An 18,556-nucleotide genomic window follows, 5' to 3' on the forward strand; every position below is an offset into this window, starting at 1 on the left:
ATCGATAAAATGGTACCACGAAGCTGATAAAAATAAAAATTTTTCTCGTTTTCCTTGGTAGAGGAGGAAAAACAGACCTAACTCGTTTATATAAGACAATGCATGAGCTAATGATGCATCAATAAGATTATCGACGATAATTTTAGAAATATGCATGGTTTGAGGGGTTGGGTTGTAAGCGCTTACTGATATACCATTAATATCGTGCCTTATTAAATAAACAGGAGTGATGATCGAAATTATGAAAATGATCTCTAAAACGATTGAACTGACTGTATTGGCTGTTTTCTCTGTCCTATTCGCAGGTTACGCACTATTTATATACCCTTTTGAAAAATTATCAGAAATGATGAGCACTGAGGTTAAGGAAAAGAAACTTAAATATACTCCGGCTACAGAAAAAACCGCTGCCTAAGCAGCGGTTTTTTCATTTACAACAACCTCTACACCTGACAACCAATAACGTAAAAATCCCCGAAAATATCTCGAAACAAAGTCTTCAACAACCCTGCCTTTTATTTCAATACATGAGGAATCTAAAAAGTTCCATCTGAAATAACATTCAGATGGAACTTTTTTATATGATTTCATGCTTTTTCATTATTTTTTTCAACTTCTCTGTACGAATGGAAGCTTCATCATATTCGCCTCTCATTTGATGCCACTGTATGAAAGCCAGCGCCTGAGATACAGAGTACCACTTCATTCGTTCGAACATATGGGAATCAGGGTAGATCCCATATTCTTTCAACCATACGTTCCAGTGATCTTCAGGGATATAATTGTACAAAAGCATGCCAAGATCAAGAGCTGGATCAGCTACCATTGCGTTATCCCAGTCAATAAGGTAAAGCTGGTCTTTGGAAGACAACAACCAATTATTATGGTTTGTATCGCAATGACAAACGACATGTACATCATGGTGGACATGGTGAGCATGCTTTTCAAGAAACTTAATGGCATGATGAATTTCAATCCTGGGATCTACTTGATCCAGGATTTTTTGGTTTCCTTTTATATCTTTCAGTACTTCATCCGGTGTTAAAGGATGTTTCCCGAGCCTCATAAGCATATCAAGAAGTTCTGTGGAATGGTGGATTTTGCTGAGAAGGTTCGCCACACGTCTATGTTTCATTTCCTCAGGCTTCAGTTCGCGCCCTTCAAGCCACTCCTGCGCTGTAATTACATCTCCGTTCTCAAGCCGTTTGGTCCAAACAAGCTTTGGCACAATACCTTCAGCAGATAAAACGGCTAAAAAAGGGGAAGAATTACGTTTTAAGAATAAACGTTTTCCTTCAGTCTGAGCGTAATAGGCTTCTCCTGTCGAACCGCCTGCTGGTGTTATCGTCCAGTTACTACCAAGAATATGTTCCAACCAATTCACCTTCAATTCCTCAAATCCTCTTGTGATTGAATCACGTCTTTGTTTGTTGTTCTAGTATACCGTACTTTGGGAATGATCCAAAATTATCATGATACCGATTCAACAGTTACCTTATTTTAGATTAACCCATCATTCTGTCAACTTTCAAGAGATATCTATCAATCCGAGTAGAATGTTGTCGATGTTTCCGCTTTCTTGATGCTGCAGTCGAAGCATGTGCCACTTTGCCCATCCACTTGAAAAGGAAGCGGTTGTCCCGAACTTATATGTACAGAGGAAGCTTTCCACTCTTCCACTTCTTTCATTTTTGTATGCAGACCAAAAAATACGCTAACAAACATGCCCATAAGCTTCTTTTTTGATATCGGTTTAACCACGAGTATGGTTAAACTTTTACTGTTGAACTTAGCTTTCGGGGCAATCTTCATTCCACCACCATAATAAGGATGATTGGTTATGGTCACCATCATGGCTTTATTAATGTTCGTTTTTTTCCCATCAAGAAACAGTTCAAAATGGATGGGTTCGGTCTTCGCGATGGACCGAAGGAGAGCAAGAGGATAGGTGAGCTTAGTTATGTGAAGCCTTTTTGTCCATGAGCGGTATTTTTGCTGGTTGGCTTCACCTACCACTACACCATCAAGTCCAAATCCCATGCTATTCATAAACGTACGGCTCCCTTTTTTCTGCCTTTGATTAAGACTGTAGCTGGCTAGAAAGACCTTTGATCTCATTGGTTTTTCCACATAGGATCGAAACAGCTTTAGTCCTCGATTCTTCAGGGAGAGCCCCCTTGCAAAATCATTCCCAGAACCCGCAGGTATAAAACCCACCGGAGTGTCTGGATAATTTCTAATTCCATTCACGACTTCATGGAGGGTTCCATCTCCTCCAAGGACAATAATTCCTTCTAAAGACTCATGATGGATTTTGGTCACTTGAAGAGCAAGTCTTTCTGCATGGCCCGGTTCTTCAGTTAGGAATGACCGGCAATTCTTTTTCTTATATAACGGTTCTTTTTGTATGCGCCGAAACAGGTTTATTGATTGACCATTACCAGCTATTGGATTGACAATCATTATGTACATGAGACATTTCTCCTACCTATATGATCATATCATTATACAACGTTCCTGTTATTCTAGTATACTATTAGTAAAAAAGGAGGAATTTACTTTGGCGAAGGATTGTCAATATTGTGGTACTTCTGTTTTTATTCCCAATCAGGGAGCATTAGTTTTCAACTCCAAACATTCTCAACTAGGAGAAAATAAATTCCCACTCCCCCTCACTCATGAAAGTCCAGATGCAAAGGTTTATGCTTATCGTAGTAAAGACGAGTTAAGACTAGCTTTGGTCGATTGGTTGGGAGATTCTGCACTGGATTATTGGGTACATATTCTCAACACCGAAAATTCTCAATCATTTCCGATATCTATACAGCATCTCTATGAAAGATTACAACACCCTGAATTAGCAGAGTTGATCCATGCCGGGCTCTTCGAATCGCATCTACAACCGATTGTGGACATGAAAAACAACCGTGTATACGGTTATGAATCGCTGCTTCGGACGAAAGACCTATCTGTACCACCTGGCGAATTGTTTTCCTATGCCAGCCGCTCCGGTCTCCAATCCATGCTGGATCAAAAAGCACGTAGAACGGCTGTAAAAGCAAAATCAGAACATCTGAATGTGGGGGAAAAGATCTTCATTAACTTTCTACCTTCAACGATTTACGTCCCTGAGTTTTGCTTAAAGCATACCTTCCAAATCGTTAAAGAATTTAACATTGACCCGGAAGATCTCGTCTTTGAAGTCGTGGAAACCGAGAAGATTGATGATGTGGAACATTTAAAATCCATCCTCGAAACTTATAAAGCTTCGGGAATGAAAGTGGCATTGGATGATGTCGGTTCCGGTTACAGCACATTAGAGATGTTAAGCCTGCTGCAACCCGATTATTTAAAGATTGACCGCTCTTACATTCAAAATTGTCATAAGGATGTGAACAACCAAGCATTTTTATTTGATGTAATGGAACGAGCAAAGCAGTTAAACATCCACGTCCTTGCAGAAGGGATTGAATTACAGGAAGAATGGGATTGGCTTCAACGAATAGGGGTTGACTTTGGGCAAGGGTACTACATCGGAAAGCCTCAGGCTGTCCCAGAGAAGGAACTTATCCTTCCGTAAAATCGTCTTCCATGTCCCATTCAGGACGTTTAACAGCTATCGTGCTGCAATGGTTCAATAAAGCTTCAGCTACCTTCAATTGATTATGCTTCAAGGGAGATCTTGCCGCTCTTTTTTCATGTAGCCACGAGGTATATCGATCTTTACCAATCCAGTCCGTTTGATAGGGAGCTTGCCCTGAAACAAATCGCATGGTTTTGGACAAAACGACTTTGCGATATGGAAAATCCAGTTGATAATTACTCAGGACACTTTTAATAAAGGTTTCTGTTCTTCGGAGGGAGTGCATTGGACTCAGCACCTTGCTTTGCACTCCCTCCTTCTCAATATTCCAACTTTTCTCTGATGTAGGATGAATGGTTTCTCCGTATGGGTGAGAGAGGAGGGAGATAATTTCAATGCCCGATGGACCAATAAGCAGATGATCAATCTCCACCTCTGTATTTTTCATTTGCACCACTGGCTCAAACATGAGAAGAAAGGTATCTGGTAAACGTTGTAAAAAATATTTCAAATCTGAATTTTGCTTGTAAGAAGGATCAAGGTACGATTTTTCCCTCAAAGTAGTCGTCGCCCATTTCAACTGAAAAGGAATTAAACCATCTAAGTAGTATTGTTTCAATTCTTCTTCAGAGGAAGGAAGAAGATCTTCTCTTAAAAGGTTTTCACTAGTTTCCTCCCCTTCTACTTTTGATCTTAATTTTAAAAAATTTTTAATTCCTCTTCTTGGTTGTTCTTCTCTTTTATCGATCCTTTCCATAGGCTCTTCCAGCCATCCTTGTTCGAACCGTTTTTTCATTTTATTCCAATGATCCTTCTTCAATTTCACATATTGCCTTGGATATTGATAAATATTCGTCTCATATCTGGAAATATAATCATTTAATTTAATCAATTGTGCCATTAATTCTTTGACCCACCTTTGATTGTCGCAACTGTTTCATATTTTGGCTGGTCTCCGGGGTGTATACGAAAAAAAGAAATTTCATTCACGGCCATTTTATATGTTTCAAGAAGGATAGAGTCCTCGGAAACCTCGATTAAAGGGGACACACCCTCTGGCTGCTTCTTCGCTAATGTAATATGGGGACTGAACTTTCGTTTTTCCTTTTCAAACCCTAGTTTTTCACCAATAGCATCCACTTTATCTTTTGTTTCTAACAAGCCAGGTGCCCTCTGAACTTGAGCGTGAAAAACTCTCGGTCGCTCCTGATCACCGAAACTCCCGGCCGGACCGATACTCAACGAATACTCAGAAGGCCAGCTTTCTTGATTCAATAACTGGATATAACCTTCCACTTTTTCATCGGAACAACTCCCAAGGAACTTTAATGTGATATGCAAATCTTCTTCTGCCGTCCAATCTTTATAGGCCATCCTCTTTTTTAAGATGGATTGCCAGGTCATCAACTTGTCACGAATCTCTGAATGAACTTTTATGCCAATAAAATAATGACTCATGCTATACGCTCCTTCCATTCAGGTTGTACCATTTTATTAACGATCAGGAGAATGATGATCCCAACTCAAGTCATGAAAGAAAACACACCATACATGAAAGACACACTCCAAAGGTCAATAACCACCCCTCCAACAAATGTAAAACAAGCATTTCCAAGCCCGTTCCCTACGGCTGAATATAATCCCACAGCCGTAGCCCTTACATCTCCCGGAGCCAGTTCCCGCACTAGAATTAGAGCCGCAGGTATGTAGAGCCCTACGGAAACGCCCTGGGCAATCGTTGTTGCATAAACCACGGTACTAGAAGGTTCGAAATAATAAAAAAACCATCTCAAACAAGAAACCGTTGCACTGAAAATAATAATCGGAACGACACCAAAACGATTGATGACCATCTGGGCGAATTTCATGAATGGAGCTTCACTGCCTGCGGCAAGTAAAAATGCAAGCCCTACACCCGACAGTGTCCCTCCTACAACTAAAATAAACGTTCCAAAATAGTAGTTATTTGCCAGAACAGGCCCAAAGATAAGAAAATTAGAAACAAGAAAAAGGAGGAAAGGCTTTTCCTGAATTAAGGTCTTTAATCCTTGTCTAAAGGAAACTGTCACCTCATCGGCACGCTTCGGAAATTCAAATAGGGTGATCAAAGCGAACAGCAATCCTAATGAAAAAGAATAAAAAATCCAATTCATCGAACCAGTCGCTTCTGTCAGCCGTCCTAAAACGAATACAGCCACAGCGAAGCCTACTGCTCCCCAAAGCCGGATGTTGCCATATTCCTTTCCATTTCGTTGGACAAAATTCAATGATAAGCTGTCAGATAAAGGAACGATCCCTGACTGGAACAATGCGATACAAATGATACCTAGCAAGAGAACAGGGAATACCTGCAGCCAGGGGTAAAAGATGCCCAGCACAGAAGCGAAAACGGAAGCAATCATTAACAACCTTTTCGGATTTCTTGTATAGTCACTCAGCATCCCCCAAACGGGTTGTACAAAAATAGTAATGAGGGGAAGGGCTGCGATAACGATTCCAATCTGTGTATGACTCAGCCCTTTTTCCTCTGCTAAAAAGACAGATAGGAGAGGAAAGATCGATCCAAAGGCAAAAAAAGTGAAAAAGTAAAACATCTGAATGAAGCGATATGTTTTCTCCATGGAATGTTCGGGCATCACGTGCTCCCTCTTTCTTTATCTTGTCAATTCATACAGGCTTTCGGAATAGATCTGAATGGCCTTCATCATATCTGAAATTCTTACATGTTCGTCTTTCTGGTGAGCCGTATCCGGGCTATCCTCAAATAAGGCGCCGAAAGCAACTCCAGCTTCAAGGGCTCTCGCATAGGTCGCCCCTCCCATCGTCTTCGCAGCTGCTTCTTCATCTGTGACTTTGTTATAAACAGAAAGCAACGTTTTTACAAAAGGGTGGTCCTTTTCGAGATGAATGGATGCCAGGTGATCATAAACTTCATACGTGCCTTTATTGTTTGCTGCAAGTTCTTTTAAATTCTGATTAATAACACCATAATCTGCACTTACAGGATACCTAAGGTTGAAACCCAATTTACATGTATGTTCGTCCATTGCGATTGAACCAAGGTTTGAAGTTAGGGGTCCGGAAACGTCATCCATTTGCTTTACATTCAATCCTTTTCCATCTGTCGTTTCAAACGCCTGATAGACCTTCTGGATAAATAATTCATACTCACCATCCAGAGGGAGGGATTGAAGGAAACGTAATAGCACTGTAATGGCATTTCGACCCTCCTGAGGTTTACTCGCATGCACGGCCTTGCCTTTCATTTTCACCTCAAACCGTCCGTCTGCAGCCTTTACTGATCCTTCAAGTTTGTGCTGAGCTAAATAGTCGTTGAAAATCTCCTCTACATTTAGATGAGATTCAACCCATGCCACTGCTTCATCAGGGACCATATTCAAACGATCCCCCCCTTGTACAGAGATGACTTTTGTTTCTCCATCATTTTCTGGCACCGGGTAGGTCATATAGCTGTCTAATAACCCTTTTTCAGCATGAATGACCGGAAAGGAGGCATCAGGTGTGAATCCAAGAGAAGGCATCGTTTCATTCTTGAAGTAATAATCAATGCCCTTCCAATCCCGCTCTTCGTCGGTACCAAGAATTAAACGAATTCTTTTCTTCGGCTGAAAACCTTGCTCTTTTAAAATTTTCATAGCGATGTAGGCAGCCATTACAGGTCCTTTATCATCTTGTGCACCTCGGGCATATAATTTCCCATCGTGTATCACAGGGTCAAACGGAGGTGTGGTCCAGCCGGATCCTGCAGGCACAACATCCAAGTGGCCGAGAACACCTATGACCTCATCCCCGTCACCGAATTCAATGTGACCACCATGGCCATCTACGTTTTTCGTAATAAACCCATCTTCTTTCCCGATGCTCAGCATTTTCTCCAACGCATCATGAATAGGTTTTCCATAGGGATACTCACGGTCTTCCTCGAAAACACTCGGAATCTTCAACAACTCGATCACTTTTTCTAAATATTCCTTTTCATACTTTTTACTCAAAGCGTGAAAGTCCATACTCATTCTCCTTTACCTAGAATTTTCTCATATGTCGGCTTGTCACATACGGCATATAACTCTGCCCCATCTGGTATAAGTTCATCCAATTTTCTATTGATAGTCAGATCATTCCGATCAGCTATTAAAGTCGCACCATCATCAAGTAAAGACACGAAAGCATCTCTGTATGTTCTCCAACTGGCTTTCTTCGGAATGTAATATAAGTCTTCACCTACAGACCTCTTAAGCAACTGGCCATAAATACCGGAGACACCTTTTCTAAAAGCAGAACGTACCGCAAGGGAAGAAATCGTTTCATTAGAAACAATAAATTCATCGATTTGGGCATGTTTGAAGTTTTTCACATGTTTTTCTTCCATGATCTCTGCAATGGTATGCACACCGGGGGCTACAGTCTCAATAGAAGAGGCGATTAAGAGGGTTTTCCCGTCTGTCATCTGTTCATTCCCCATTTGCTCATCAGCAAAAATCAGCACCGCTTTTGCCTGGGAGATGTTTGCTTTTATCAGCGTCTCTTCGTCCGCTGCCTCTCCTTTTATGTAGTGGATATTTTCTGTAAGAATCGGAGCTTCTTTTAATTGATCAATGATGACAATATTGCATTCCTTATTTGTCTCCATCATTTCCTTTACAGCAAAATGAGCTTTTTGGGACCATCCAATGATAACGAAATGACCGCTCTCTTTATACACAATATCACCTTCCAATCGTTTTTTTCGAAAAATGGCTAAACCGTCGATAATTTTTCCTATGACAATACCAATAAGTCCAATGCCTATGACATATAATAGTATCGCAATGGAGCGTCCTGCCACCGTCACTGGAAAATAATCACCATAACCTACAGTCGTAACGGTTGTCATCACCCACCAGAAACCATCAAAAAGAGTAGGGAATGTATCTTGTTCTACAACAACGATGGAAATACTCGAGATAAGGATAAGAAGAGCACTCGCAGTAAATAGGACTGTATTGTTAACTTTCACCATTTTCAGGAAGAACTTACGAAGTAACATCATCGTTCCAGCCTCCTAACTTTTAATATTTTGTAAATTAGATGAATAATCTGTAAATTAAAACGATTATAGTAGCACGTTCCATCACATTATTGTAGAATGAAACCAACTTCAGAGATTCACATGCACCACAAGTTCCATACAATGACGATTAAGGAGTGGTTTTTTGAATCATCCATCATCCCGCATGCTCAATCGAATTAAAGCTGTGTACCTCTACATTAGAGATCGAGGAACAGTATCGACGAATGAGTTAGCAGACGAGTTCGGTATCACAGACCGTACCATGCAGAGGGACTTAAGCATTTTGGAATACAACGGACTGGTATCAAGTCCGCACCGTGGAAAATGGACAATCACTGAAAAGAAAGTCAAAATATCATAGAAGATGAGGATATAGATGACACCCGGAAAAAATTCCGGGTGTTTTTTTGGTTGATTATTCAGTGATGTCTACTGCTCTAAGTTTGTGATCTCCATTAAATAGTCAATTTCTTCATCTGTCAGTTCCCTATACTCCCCAAGCTCTAAATCATCGTCAAGCTCAAGCTCTCCAATCATTACACGTTTAAGGTAGGTCACCTTTTTATCTACCGCTTCGAACATGCGTTTCACCTGATGGAACTTCCCTTCAGTTATAGTTAATTCTATTTCTGAAACATCATCAGACTCGAGAATGACCAATTTTCCAGGCTTGGTTTGATATCCATCATCCAGGGTAACCCCTTCAGAGAATTTTCTTATATCTTCTTCTGTTACTTTTCCATCAATAACAGCAAAGTAAGTCTTACCGACATCTTTTTTAGGGGAGGTCAGACGATGATTCAACTGACCATCATTTGTAATCAGCAGCAAGCCTTCTGTATCCTTATCCAGCCTACCGACAGGGAAAGGGTCAAAAACCTGATCCTCCGGCTGTAAAATATCAATAACGGTTGGGTCATGGGCATCTTCCGTCGCAGAAATTAAGTCGCCTGGTTTATTCATCATTAAATAGATATATTTTCTATACTCTACTTCCTCCCCCATCACCGTGACCAGATCTTCATCCGGGTTCACATGGGTTTTCGGACTTTTTTCAGGGTTGCCATTAATTCGTACGTTTCCACCCTTCAAGAGAGTTTTCACTTCTTTTCTCGTGCCATAACCCATATTAGCTAAAAGTTTATCAATTCTCATTTTCGCCAGACCTCCTTTTATCCTCTTTTTAAAAATCTGTCCAGTACGCGAACACGATCACCTAAGACACGCTCGAGCAGTGTTGTCTGATAAGTTAACCACAAGTACACCAGACCTCCAGCACTTATACTGAAGAATAGAACGATCAGAGCATCCAGGCGATTTTCCATCGGATCTAAAATGAAGCCAAGCATCCATTTAATAAAGACCACAACGATGGCCATAACCGTTGTCAAAATCAGCACGAGCAACGTCCTCTTAAACAACTGTTGGTAAGAAAGTTCAATGGAAGTGAAAATACGTCCGAAGTTTAGGATAACTGCTGCTGCCACCCCGATCCCTGTGGCAATGATCGCTCCTTTTGCACCAAATAGCTGAATGAGCCACCAGTTTAGTCCCAGCTTTAATAGAATTCCTGTACCAAGACTGATGACAGCAAAGTTCTGTTTGTTGATTCCTTGTAAAATGGAAGAAGTGACAGTATATAACGCAAGGAATAATCCGACAGGCGCGTACCAGCGTAATAGATCTCCGCGATATTCAAGCTCATCCACCCCATAGAATGTCCCATAGGCCTCAAAAGCTACAACTGAAAGACCGACGACAGCTGGGATGATCAACAAGGCTACGATTTGTAAGGCCTGATTGATCTGGTGGTTCAGACGGTTCATTTCATTTTTAGTATAAGCCTGTGTGATTGCCGGCAAGAGAGCTAACGACAATCCAAGTCCTAACGTAACAGGAATCATAATTAATTTATGGCTCAAAAAGTTAATGATAGAAAAAGCATTATTATACTCTAACCCAGAGGCTTTGATAGCTTTTTCCAATGTAAACTGATCGACTAGCTGATACAGAGGTGTAGCAATACCCACTAGGATGAATGGGCCTGCGTAGGCGAACAACTCTTTGAACATATCCTTATTCGACAACCCATACGTGTACTCCTGAGCCTCTAATTGACGATCCAGGAACGGTTTCCGCTTTCTCCAATACCAATAAAGGACAATACAAGAAGCAATTCCACCGATGAATGCTGCGAATGTTGCAAAACCGACGGCTTGAGGAATCGGCCCTTGTAAAACTTGAACAATAACGAAAACAGACGCCAGCAAGAACACAATTCTTACTATTTGTTCAATCACCTGCGAAACGGCTGTAGGCGCCATGGATTCATGCCCTTGGAAGAACCCTCGGGTAATACTCATAGGCGGAATAACAAGCAGAGCGAAACTGACCATTTGTATAACCATCGTTGCATGCCCAAGTCGATCAGAATCTTCACCAATTGTCCAGGCAGCCACCTGTTCTGCAGAAAAGAACAAAATCAAGAATGCCAATACACCAGTAATGGACATGAGGGTAAGCCCAGCTTTTAACATCTTTCGTCCTGTTTCATAGTCTCCCAAAGAGTTATACTTTGAAACAAATTTGGAGACAGCTACAGGTACCCCCATACTGGAAAGGCTAAGTAATATGCTGTAAGGGACGTAAGCAATTGAGAATAAATCTGTGCCTTCCGTACCTACCATATTTTCAAACGGAACGGTATAAATCATTCCTAGAAACTTTGACAAAAATGTTCCGGCCGTTAATAACATCGTACCTTTAAGTATCTTTGACATAATTCGCTTTTCACCTTCAATTTTATTGTAGAATCGACCTCATCTATTTTATCATAGATAAAGGAAGAACAAGGAACGAATGAACTAAGAAAGGAAGACATCCATGACTTACCAAGTAACTGTCATTGGTGGAGGACCATCAGGACTCATGGCTGCGATTGCGGCTGCCGAGCAAGGTGTCGACACTCTACTCATTGATAAAGGAAAAAAACTAGGAACAAAGCTTGCTATATCGGGAGGGGGGCGTTGTAACGTCACCAACCGCCTTCCAGAAGATGAAGTGATCAAACACATTCCTGGGAATGGGAAATTTCTATACAGCCCTTTCTCTGTATTTAACAATTATGACATTATTGATTTCTTCGAAGGACTCGGTGTCGCATTGAAAGAAGAAGATCACGGACGTATGTTTCCTGTCAGTAACAAAGCCAAAGATGTAGTGCAGGCGCTCTTGAATCGTATGAAAGAGTTAAATATCGAAGTCCGTACAGAAACCCCGGTGGACGCCATTCATTACGGAGAGAACGAACACCAGGTTATTTTAAAATCTAAGGAAAAGATTGTGACTCGATCCCTGATTCTCGCAGTTGGTGGTAAAGCCGTACCCCATACAGGCTCTACTGGGGATGGATACGCATGGGCGAAAAAAGCCGGCCATACCATTACCGAACTTTTCCCTACCGAGGTACCCCTTCTTTCCAAAGATTCATTTATTAAAAACAAAACATTGCAAGGTCTCTCACTCAGGGACGTCGATGTTTCTGTGTTAAATGAAAAAGGGAGAAAAATTGTTACCCACCGGATGGACATGTTGTTCACCCATTTCGGTTTATCAGGTCCTGCTATCTTAAGATGCTCTCAATATGTTGTGAAAGAGTTCATGAAAGGCCACCGCCCTGTAACCATTGAAATTGACGCTCTTCCTGATGATAAAGAAAATGTTCTATTAGACAAACTTCAGAGTATGATGGAAGAACATTCGAAGAAAAGCTTCCGAAATGTAATTAAAGGAATGGTGCCCGAAAGACTGCTTGATTTCGTTCTTGAGAAATCCGAGATAGCTCCTGATGAGAAATCAGCAAACATCTCAAATGAAAAATTACGGAATTTCACTCACATGTTAAAAAGGTTCCATGTTCATGTTCATGACTCCCAGCCGATTGAAAAAGCCTTTGTCACAGGAGGTGGTGTTTCAATAAAAGAGATCATCCCGAACACGATGCAGTCCAAGCTTATGGAACGCCTCTATTTCTGCGGAGAAATCCTTGATATCCATGGTTATACAGGTGGATACAATATTACCTCTGCTATGGTCACCGGCCGTGTGGCAGGTATGCACGCAGCATGGGAAGCTATGTCATAACTTTACACGATATGTAGTATGAACACCTTGTTCCACTTGGTGGTATATACGGGAGACAAAAAAAGTCGAGAGAGGTTAGCCCTTTCTCGACTTTCTTTGTTCGTATTCTTTTAATCTACCTAATTCCTCATTAATTAAATGTTGCATATCTTCACGATCTTTCTGAGAAACAAGAGGATCGTGTTCATCCCAGTCCACCATATACACGATATAAAACCGTCGAATTCTTCTAAAATAAACCGTTGAATATGGAAACTTATCAAAATACCCTCGGACCATTTTTCTTCTCGAGTAGCTCCAGCGCACTAGTTGCATAGGGGTCCCTCCGAACATACATTCTCATACCCAGTATAACGAGGAGTGCTGGGAAACTCAATAACTTTTACCAAATAAATACAAGTCCTAAATAAGAGAAAAGAAGGCTGCTGGATAAATATAAGAACCCATACACTTTCAACCGTTCGTATCGGTTGGTCATGCCAAATATTCCGACAAATGCCAACCAAACAATGATCGCTACAAAGAAGATATGTTGAAGAAAACCGATATCTTCCTTTAACGATACCAAATAAAATCCAATCGGGATCAATAAAAACATCATGGCATATTTCCAATTCCAAAACGTATTCCTTTTCCTTACCAATTGTGCCATTGTCTGCACCCTTCCCCTGCATAAATAAGCCCTATTCCGCCATTCCAAGACACCTACATATACCTAATGTTGGAGGATCAAAGCCAGAATTTATGAACTCTATGTACACTACTATTCTACCAAAATTTCGAGAAAGATTCATAAAAAAACAACCCTACAGGAATATTCCTGTAGGGTTGTTTAAATGACATGGCGGCGTCCTACTCTCACGGGGGTAAACCCGACTACCATCGGCGCTGAAGAGCTTAACTGCTGTGTTCGGCATGGGAACAGGTGTGACCTCTTCGCCTTCACCACCATATCAATATAAAGTTTAAAGTTTGAGGTAAACCCTCAAAACTGAATAAGAAAACATCTGGTTTGAAAAACAACGTTCTTCACGAATGATTAAAATCAGATAGATAAGTCATCGATCCATTAGTATCCGTCAGCTCCACGTGTCACCACGCTTCCACCTCGGACCTATCAACCTCATCGTCTCTGAGGGATCTTATTTGCTTAAAGCAAAGGGAAATCTCATCTCAAGGGGGGCTTCATGCTTAGATGCTTTCAGCACTTATCCCGACCACACGTAGCTACCCAGCGATGCTCCTGGCGGAACAACTGGTACACCAGCGGTGTGTCCATCCCGGTCCTCTCGTACTAAGGACAGCTCCTTTCAAATTTCCAACGCCCACGACGGATAGGGACCGAACTGTCTCACGACGTTCTGAACCCAGCTCGCGTACCGCTTTAATGGGCGAACAGCCCAACCCTTGGGACCGACTACAGCCCCAGGATGCGATGAGCCGACATCGAGGTGCCAAACCTCCCCGTCGATGTGGACTCTTGGGGGAGATAAGCCTGTTATCCCCGGGGTAGCTTTTATCCGTTGAGCGACGGCCCTTCCATGCGGAACCGCCGGATCACTAAGCCCGACTTTCGTCCCTGCTCGACTTGTAGGTCTCGCAGTCAAGCTCCCTTGTGCCTTTACACTCTGCGAATGATTTCCAACCATTCTGAGGGAACCTTTGGGCGCCTCCGTTACCTTTTGGGAGGCGACCGCCCCAGTCAAACTGCCCACCTGACACTGTCTCCGGACCGGATTACGGTCCTGGGTTAGAATGTCCGTACAGCCAGGGTAGTATCCCACCAGCGCCTCCACCGAAGCTAGCGCTCCGGCTTCCAAGGCTCCTACCTATCCTGTACAAGCTGTACCAACATTCAATATCAGGCTACAGTAAAGCTCCACGGGGTCTTTCCGTCCTGTCGCGGGTAATGTGCATCTTCACACATAGTATAATTTCACCGGGTCTCTCGTTGAGACAGTGCCCAAGTCGTTGCACCTTTCGTGCGGGTCGGAACTTACCCGACAAGGAATTTCGCTACCTTAGGACCGTTATAGTTACGGCCGCCGTTTACTGGGGCTTCGGTTCAACGCTTCGCATAAGCTAACGCATCCCCTTAACCTTCCAGCACCGGGCAGGTGTCAGCCCCTATACTTCGCCTTACGGCTTCGCAGAGACCTGTGTTTTTGGTAAACAGTCGCTTGGGCCTTTTCACTGCGGCTCCTCGGCAGAGGAGCACCCCTTCTCCCGAAGTTACGGGGTCATTTTGCCGAGTTCCTTAACGAGAGTTCTCCCGCTCACCTTAGGATCCTCTCCTCGCCTACCTGTGTCGGTTTGCGGTACGGGCACCTCTTTCCTCACTAGAGGATTTTCTTGGCAGTGTGAACTCAGGAGCTTCGGTACTCTATTTCCCTCCCCATCACAGCTTGACGTTGCCGGACGGATTTGCCTATCCGACCGTCTCACTGCTTGGACGCGCACATCCAGTGGCGCGCTCTCCCTATCCTCCTGCGTCCCCCCGTCGTTCAAACGGAAAGGAGGTGGTACAGGAATATCAACCTGTTGTCCATCGCCTACGCCTTTCGGCCTCGGCTTAGGTCCCGACTAACCCTGAGAGGACGAGCCTTCCTCAGGAAACCTTAGGCATTCGGTGAAAGAGATTCTCACTCTTTTTTCGCTACTCATACCGGCATTCTCACTTCTAAGCGCTCCACCAGTCCTTACGGTCTGACTTCACGGCCCTTAGAACGCTCTCCTACCACTGATCATAAGATCAATCCGCAGCTTCGGTGGTGTGTTTAGCCCCGGTACATTTTCGGCGCAGAGTCACTCGACCAGTGAGCTATTACGCACTCTTTGAATGATGGCTGCTTCTAAGCCAACATCCTGGTTGTCTAAGCAACTCCACATCCTTTTCCACTTAACACACACTTTGGGACCTTAGCTGGCGGTCTGGGCTGTTTCCCTCTCGACCATGAACCTTATCACCCACGGTCTGACTCCCAGAACAAAGTCTATGGCATTCGGAGTTTGACTGAATTCGGTAACCCGATAGGGGCCCCTCGTCCAATCAGTGCTCTACCTCCATGACTTTCTATTCTGAGGCTAGCCCTAAAGCTATTTCGGAGAGAACCAGCTATCTCCGTGTTCGATTGGCATTTCACCCCTACCCACACCTCATCCCCGCAATTTTCAACTTGCGTGGGTTCGGGCCTCCAGTCAGTGTTACCTGACCTTCACCCTGGACATGGGTAGATCACACGGTTTCGGGTCTACGACCGCATACTCACTCGCCCTATTCAGACTCGCTTTCGCTGCGGCTCCGCTTCTGCTGCTTAACCTCGCATACGGTCGTAACTCGCCGGTTCATTCTACAAAAGGCACGCCGTCACCCATTAACGGGCTCCGACTACTTGTAGGCACACGGTTTCAGGTTCTCTTTCACTCCCCTTCCGGGGTGCTTTTCACCTTTCCCTCACGGTACTGGTTCACTATCGGTCACTAGGGAGTATTTAGCCTTGGGAGATGGTCCTCCCGGATTCCGACGGAATTCCTCGTGTTCCGCCGTACTCAGGATCCACTCCGGAGAGAGAAAGATTTCGACTACAGGGCTGTTACCTGCTCTGGCTGACCTTTCCAGATCGATTCGCCTATCTTCCTCTTTGGTAACTCCAATGGAGTGTCCTACAACCCCAGAAAGCAAGCTTTCTGGTTTGGGCTGATTCCGTTTCGCTCGCCGCTACTCGGGAAATCGCATTTGCTTTCTCTTCCTCCGGGTACTTAGATGTTTCAGTTCCCCGGGTGTGCCTGCCTATACCTATGTATTCAGTATAGGATACTGTTCCATTACGAACAGTGGGTTTCCCCATTCGGAAATCTCCGGGTCAAAGCCTACTTACGGCTCGCCGGAGCATATCGGTGTTAGTCCCGTCCTTCATCGGCTCCTAGTACCAAGGCATCCACCGTGCGCCCTTATTCACTTAACTATCTTCGTGAAAAGACGTTTACAATTTCAATTAGATGTCTTGTCATCAATTGCCTCATCGTTAGATGAAACAATGATTCCTTATCCAGTTTTCAAGGTTCACAAGTTGAAAGATTCTTTGATCTCTCAAAACTGAACAACCAACACAGTACGTTTCCGTAATATCCTTAGAAAGGAGGTGATCCAGCCGCACCTTCCGATACGGCTACCTTGTTACGACTTCACCCCAATCATTGGCCCCACCTTCGGCGGCTGGCTCCAAAAAGGTTACCTCACCGACTTCGGGTGTTGCCAACTCTCGTGGTGTGACGGGCGGTGTGTACAAGGCCCGGGAACGTATTCACCGCGGCATGCTGATCCGCGATTACTAGCGATTCCGGCTTCATGCAGGCGAGTTGCAGCCTGCAATCCGAACTGAGAATGGTTTTATGGGATTTGCTACACCTCGCGGCTTCGCTGCCCTTTGTACCATCCATTGTAGCACGTGTGTAGCCCAGGTCATAAGGGGCATGATGATTTGACGTCATCCCCGCCTTCCTCCGGTTTGTCACCGGCAGTCACCTTAGAGTGCCCAACTGAATGCTGGCAACTAAGATTAGGGGTTGCGCTCGTTGCGGGACTTAACCCAACATCTCACGACACGAGCTGACGACAACCATGCACCACCTGTCACTTGGTCCCCGAAGGGAAAGTCCTATCTCTAGGATTGTCCAAGGATGTCAAGACCTGGTAAGGTTCTTCGCGTTGCTTCGAATTAAACCACATGCTCCACCGCTTGTGCGGGCCCCCGTCAATTCCTTTGAGTTTCAGCCTTGCGGCCGTACTCCCCAGGCGGAGTGCTTAATGCGTTAACTTCAGCACTAAGGGGTGGAAGCCCCCTAACACCTAGCACTCATCGTTTACGGCGTGGACTACCAGGGTATCTAATCCTGTTTGCTACCCACGCTTTCGCACCTCAGCGTCAGAAACAGACCAGAGAGTCGCCTTCGCCACTGGTGTTCCTCCACATATCTACGCATTTCACCGCTACACGTGGAATTCCACTCTCCTCTTCTGTCCTCAAGTTCCCCAGTTTCCAATGACCCTCCACGGTTGAGCCGTGGGCTTTCACATCAGACTTAAGGAACCGCCTGCGCGCGCTTTACGCCCAATAATTCCGGACAACGCTTGCCCCCTACGTATTACCGCGGCTGCTGGCACGTAGTTAGCCGGGGCTTCCTCGTTAGGTACCGTCAAGGTACCGCTCTATTCGCACGGTACTTGTTCTTCCCTAACAACAGAACTTTACGATCCGAAGACCTTCATCGTTCACGCGGCGTTGCTCCGTCAGACTTTCGTCCATTGCGGAAGATTCCCTACTGCTGCCTCCCGTAGGAGTCTGGGCCGTGTCTCAGTCCCAGTGTGGCCGATCACCCTCTCAGGTCGGCTACGCATCGTCGCCTTGGTGAGCCGTTACCTCACCAACTAGCTAATGCGCCGCGGGCCCATCTGTAAGTGATAGCGAGAAGCCATCTTTCAACTTTCCTTCATGCGAAAGAAAGTATTACCCGGCATTAGCCCCGGTTTCCCGGGGTTATTCCGATCTTACAGGCAGGTTGCCCACGTGTTACTCACCCGTCCGCCGCTCGTTCCACGAGCTTCACCCCGAAGGGATCCACTCGCTTCCCGCGCTCGACTTGCATGTATTAGGCACGCCGCCAGCGTTCGTCCTGAGCCAGGATCAAACTCTCCATAAAAGTTAAGTTTGACTTGCTCATTTGCACACCGAATGTGCTTTGTTTCAAATCTCTTCTAT

At 44.1% G+C, this 18,556-nt stretch carries 15 protein-coding genes and 3 rRNA genes; 4 read left to right on the top strand and 14 right to left on the bottom strand.

Annotation, left to right across the window (positions count from 1 at the left end; all coding sequences use genetic code 11):
• The first annotated feature begins 229 nt into the window (after nucleotides 1-229).
• Nucleotides 230-415 carry a hypothetical protein gene (locus tag VKA52_RS14990; protein WP_202412564.1) on the top strand — a complete coding sequence of 62 codons (186 nt, stop codon included), beginning with the start codon at nucleotides 230-232 and terminating at the stop codon, nucleotides 413-415.
• Nucleotides 416-577: 162 nt separating this feature from the next.
• Here the strand turns inward: VKA52_RS14990 and VKA52_RS14995 are convergent, their stop codons facing one another.
• Both VKA52_RS14995 and VKA52_RS15000 read right to left on the bottom strand, forming a co-directional pair.
• Nucleotides 578-1,384: a phosphotransferase gene (locus tag VKA52_RS14995; protein WP_206947627.1), complete on the bottom strand. Its 807-nt coding sequence runs from the start codon at nucleotides 1,382-1,384 to the stop codon at nucleotides 578-580.
• 158 nt (nucleotides 1,385-1,542) lie between these two features.
• Nucleotides 1,543-2,472, bottom strand: a complete 930-nt coding sequence (locus tag VKA52_RS15000; RefSeq protein ID WP_326316260.1) for a diacylglycerol/lipid kinase family protein — start codon at nucleotides 2,470-2,472, stop codon at nucleotides 1,543-1,545.
• Nucleotides 2,473-2,560: 88 nt separating this feature from the next.
• Between VKA52_RS15000 and VKA52_RS15005 the strand changes: the two genes are divergently transcribed.
• Complete coding sequence (locus VKA52_RS15005) at nucleotides 2,561-3,580, top strand: EAL domain-containing protein (protein ID WP_326316261.1); 1,020 nt, start codon at nucleotides 2,561-2,563, stop codon at nucleotides 3,578-3,580.
• On the opposite strand, the gene VKA52_RS15010 is transcribed toward VKA52_RS15005, so the two are convergent.
• From VKA52_RS15010 to VKA52_RS15030, 5 genes are all read right to left on the bottom strand, one after another.
• The gene (locus VKA52_RS15010) at nucleotides 3,567-4,484 is read right to left on the bottom strand and encodes a nuclease-related domain-containing protein (RefSeq protein WP_326316262.1); all 918 of its coding nucleotides are present in this window, start codon (nucleotides 4,482-4,484) and stop codon (nucleotides 3,567-3,569) included. The two genes, VKA52_RS15005 and VKA52_RS15010, sit on opposite strands and share 14 nt — an antisense overlap.
• On the bottom strand, nucleotides 4,484-5,041 hold the full coding sequence (thpR, locus tag VKA52_RS15015) for an RNA 2',3'-cyclic phosphodiesterase (RefSeq protein WP_326316263.1): 558 nt from the start codon (nucleotides 5,039-5,041) through the stop codon (nucleotides 4,484-4,486). Before thpR ends, VKA52_RS15010 begins: the two co-directional genes overlap by 1 nt.
• 65 nt (nucleotides 5,042-5,106) lie before the next feature.
• Nucleotides 5,107-6,204 (bottom strand): MFS transporter, encoded by a 1,098-nt coding sequence (locus VKA52_RS15020; RefSeq protein WP_326316264.1) that lies wholly within the window; start codon nucleotides 6,202-6,204, stop codon nucleotides 5,107-5,109.
• A 33-nt stretch (nucleotides 6,205-6,237) separates the two neighbouring features.
• A complete protein-coding gene (pepV, locus tag VKA52_RS15025) occupies nucleotides 6,238-7,611 on the bottom strand; it encodes a dipeptidase PepV (protein ID WP_326316265.1) in 1,374 nt (457 codons plus the stop codon).
• Nucleotides 7,612-7,613: 2 nt separating this feature from the next.
• Nucleotides 7,614-8,633: a potassium channel family protein gene (locus tag VKA52_RS15030; RefSeq protein WP_160916338.1), complete on the bottom strand. Its 1,020-nt coding sequence runs from the start codon at nucleotides 8,631-8,633 to the stop codon at nucleotides 7,614-7,616.
• 184 nt (nucleotides 8,634-8,817) lie between these two features.
• Between VKA52_RS15030 and VKA52_RS15035 the strand changes: the two genes are divergently transcribed.
• Nucleotides 8,818-9,015 carry a DeoR family transcriptional regulator gene (locus VKA52_RS15035; protein WP_370551134.1) on the top strand — a complete coding sequence of 66 codons (198 nt, stop codon included), beginning with the start codon at nucleotides 8,818-8,820 and terminating at the stop codon, nucleotides 9,013-9,015.
• A gap of 68 nt (nucleotides 9,016-9,083) precedes the next feature.
• Here VKA52_RS15035 and VKA52_RS15040 read toward each other — a convergent pair whose 3' ends face one another.
• Nucleotides 9,084-9,809 carry a pseudouridine synthase gene (locus VKA52_RS15040; protein WP_326316266.1) on the bottom strand — a complete coding sequence of 242 codons (726 nt, stop codon included), beginning with the start codon at nucleotides 9,807-9,809 and terminating at the stop codon, nucleotides 9,084-9,086.
• A gap of 17 nt (nucleotides 9,810-9,826) precedes the next feature.
• A complete protein-coding gene (locus tag VKA52_RS15045; RefSeq protein WP_326316267.1) occupies nucleotides 9,827-11,434 on the bottom strand; it encodes a putative polysaccharide biosynthesis protein in 1,608 nt (535 codons plus the stop codon).
• Nucleotides 11,435-11,537: 103 nt separating this feature from the next.
• Here VKA52_RS15045 and VKA52_RS15050 point away from each other — a divergent pair, with 103 nt between their 5' ends.
• Nucleotides 11,538-12,797, top strand: a complete 1,260-nt coding sequence (locus VKA52_RS15050) for an NAD(P)/FAD-dependent oxidoreductase (RefSeq protein ID WP_160916344.1) — start codon at nucleotides 11,538-11,540, stop codon at nucleotides 12,795-12,797.
• Between the two features lie 75 nt (nucleotides 12,798-12,872).
• On the opposite strand, the gene VKA52_RS15055 is transcribed toward VKA52_RS15050, so the two are convergent.
• The 5 genes from VKA52_RS15055 to VKA52_RS15075 form a co-directional block, all read right to left on the bottom strand.
• Nucleotides 12,873-13,112: a hypothetical protein gene (locus tag VKA52_RS15055; RefSeq protein WP_237417557.1), complete on the bottom strand. Its 240-nt coding sequence runs from the start codon at nucleotides 13,110-13,112 to the stop codon at nucleotides 12,873-12,875.
• A 67-nt stretch (nucleotides 13,113-13,179) separates the two neighbouring features.
• Nucleotides 13,180-13,449 carry a hypothetical protein gene (locus VKA52_RS15060; protein WP_160916346.1) on the bottom strand — a complete coding sequence of 90 codons (270 nt, stop codon included), beginning with the start codon at nucleotides 13,447-13,449 and terminating at the stop codon, nucleotides 13,180-13,182.
• Between the two features lie 187 nt (nucleotides 13,450-13,636).
• Nucleotides 13,637-13,750, bottom strand: a 5S ribosomal RNA gene (gene rrf / locus VKA52_RS15065).
• Nucleotides 13,751-13,846: 96 nt separating this feature from the next.
• Nucleotides 13,847-16,762 (bottom strand): 23S ribosomal RNA (locus tag VKA52_RS15070).
• A 170-nt stretch (nucleotides 16,763-16,932) separates the two neighbouring features.
• Nucleotides 16,933-18,497: ribosomal RNA gene (locus VKA52_RS15075) — 16S ribosomal RNA — on the bottom strand.
• Together the 16S, 23S and 5S rRNA genes form the textbook arrangement of a ribosomal RNA operon.
• Nucleotides 18,498-18,556 lie beyond the last annotated feature (59 nt).

The sequence above is a fragment of the Halobacillus sp. HZG1 genome (assembly GCF_035818575.1).
GTDB lineage: Bacteria > Bacillota > Bacilli > Bacillales > Halobacillaceae > Halobacillus > Halobacillus litoralis.

Coding starts and splice junctions, on each gene's coding strand:
- VKA52_RS15055 (WP_237417557.1), bottom strand. CDS start 13,112: ATGCAACTAGTGCGCTGGAGCTACTCGAGAAGAAAAATGGTCCGAGGG.
- VKA52_RS15030 (WP_160916338.1), bottom strand. CDS start 8,633: ATGATGTTACTTCGTAAGTTCTTCCTGAAAATGGTGAAAGTTAACAAT.
- VKA52_RS14990 (WP_202412564.1), top strand. CDS start 230: ATGATCGAAATTATGAAAATGATCTCTAAAACGATTGAACTGACTGTA.
- VKA52_RS15060 (WP_160916346.1), bottom strand. CDS start 13,449: ATGGCACAATTGGTAAGGAAAAGGAATACGTTTTGGAATTGGAAATAT.
- VKA52_RS15045 (WP_326316267.1), bottom strand. CDS start 11,434: ATGTCAAAGATACTTAAAGGTACGATGTTATTAACGGCCGGAACATTT.
- VKA52_RS15000 (WP_326316260.1), bottom strand. CDS start 2,472: ATGTACATAATGATTGTCAATCCAATAGCTGGTAATGGTCAATCAATA.
- VKA52_RS15050 (WP_160916344.1), top strand. CDS start 11,538: ATGACTTACCAAGTAACTGTCATTGGTGGAGGACCATCAGGACTCATG.
- pepV (WP_326316265.1), bottom strand. CDS start 7,611: ATGGACTTTCACGCTTTGAGTAAAAAGTATGAAAAGGAATATTTAGAA.
- VKA52_RS15040 (WP_326316266.1), bottom strand. CDS start 9,809: ATGAGAATTGATAAACTTTTAGCTAATATGGGTTATGGCACGAGAAAA.
- VKA52_RS15020 (WP_326316264.1), bottom strand. CDS start 6,204: ATGGAGAAAACATATCGCTTCATTCAGATGTTTTACTTTTTCACTTTT.
- VKA52_RS15035 (WP_370551134.1), top strand. CDS start 8,818: ATGCTCAATCGAATTAAAGCTGTGTACCTCTACATTAGAGATCGAGGA.
- VKA52_RS15010 (WP_326316262.1), bottom strand. CDS start 4,484: ATGGCACAATTGATTAAATTAAATGATTATATTTCCAGATATGAGACG.
- thpR (WP_326316263.1), bottom strand. CDS start 5,041: ATGAGTCATTATTTTATTGGCATAAAAGTTCATTCAGAGATTCGTGAC.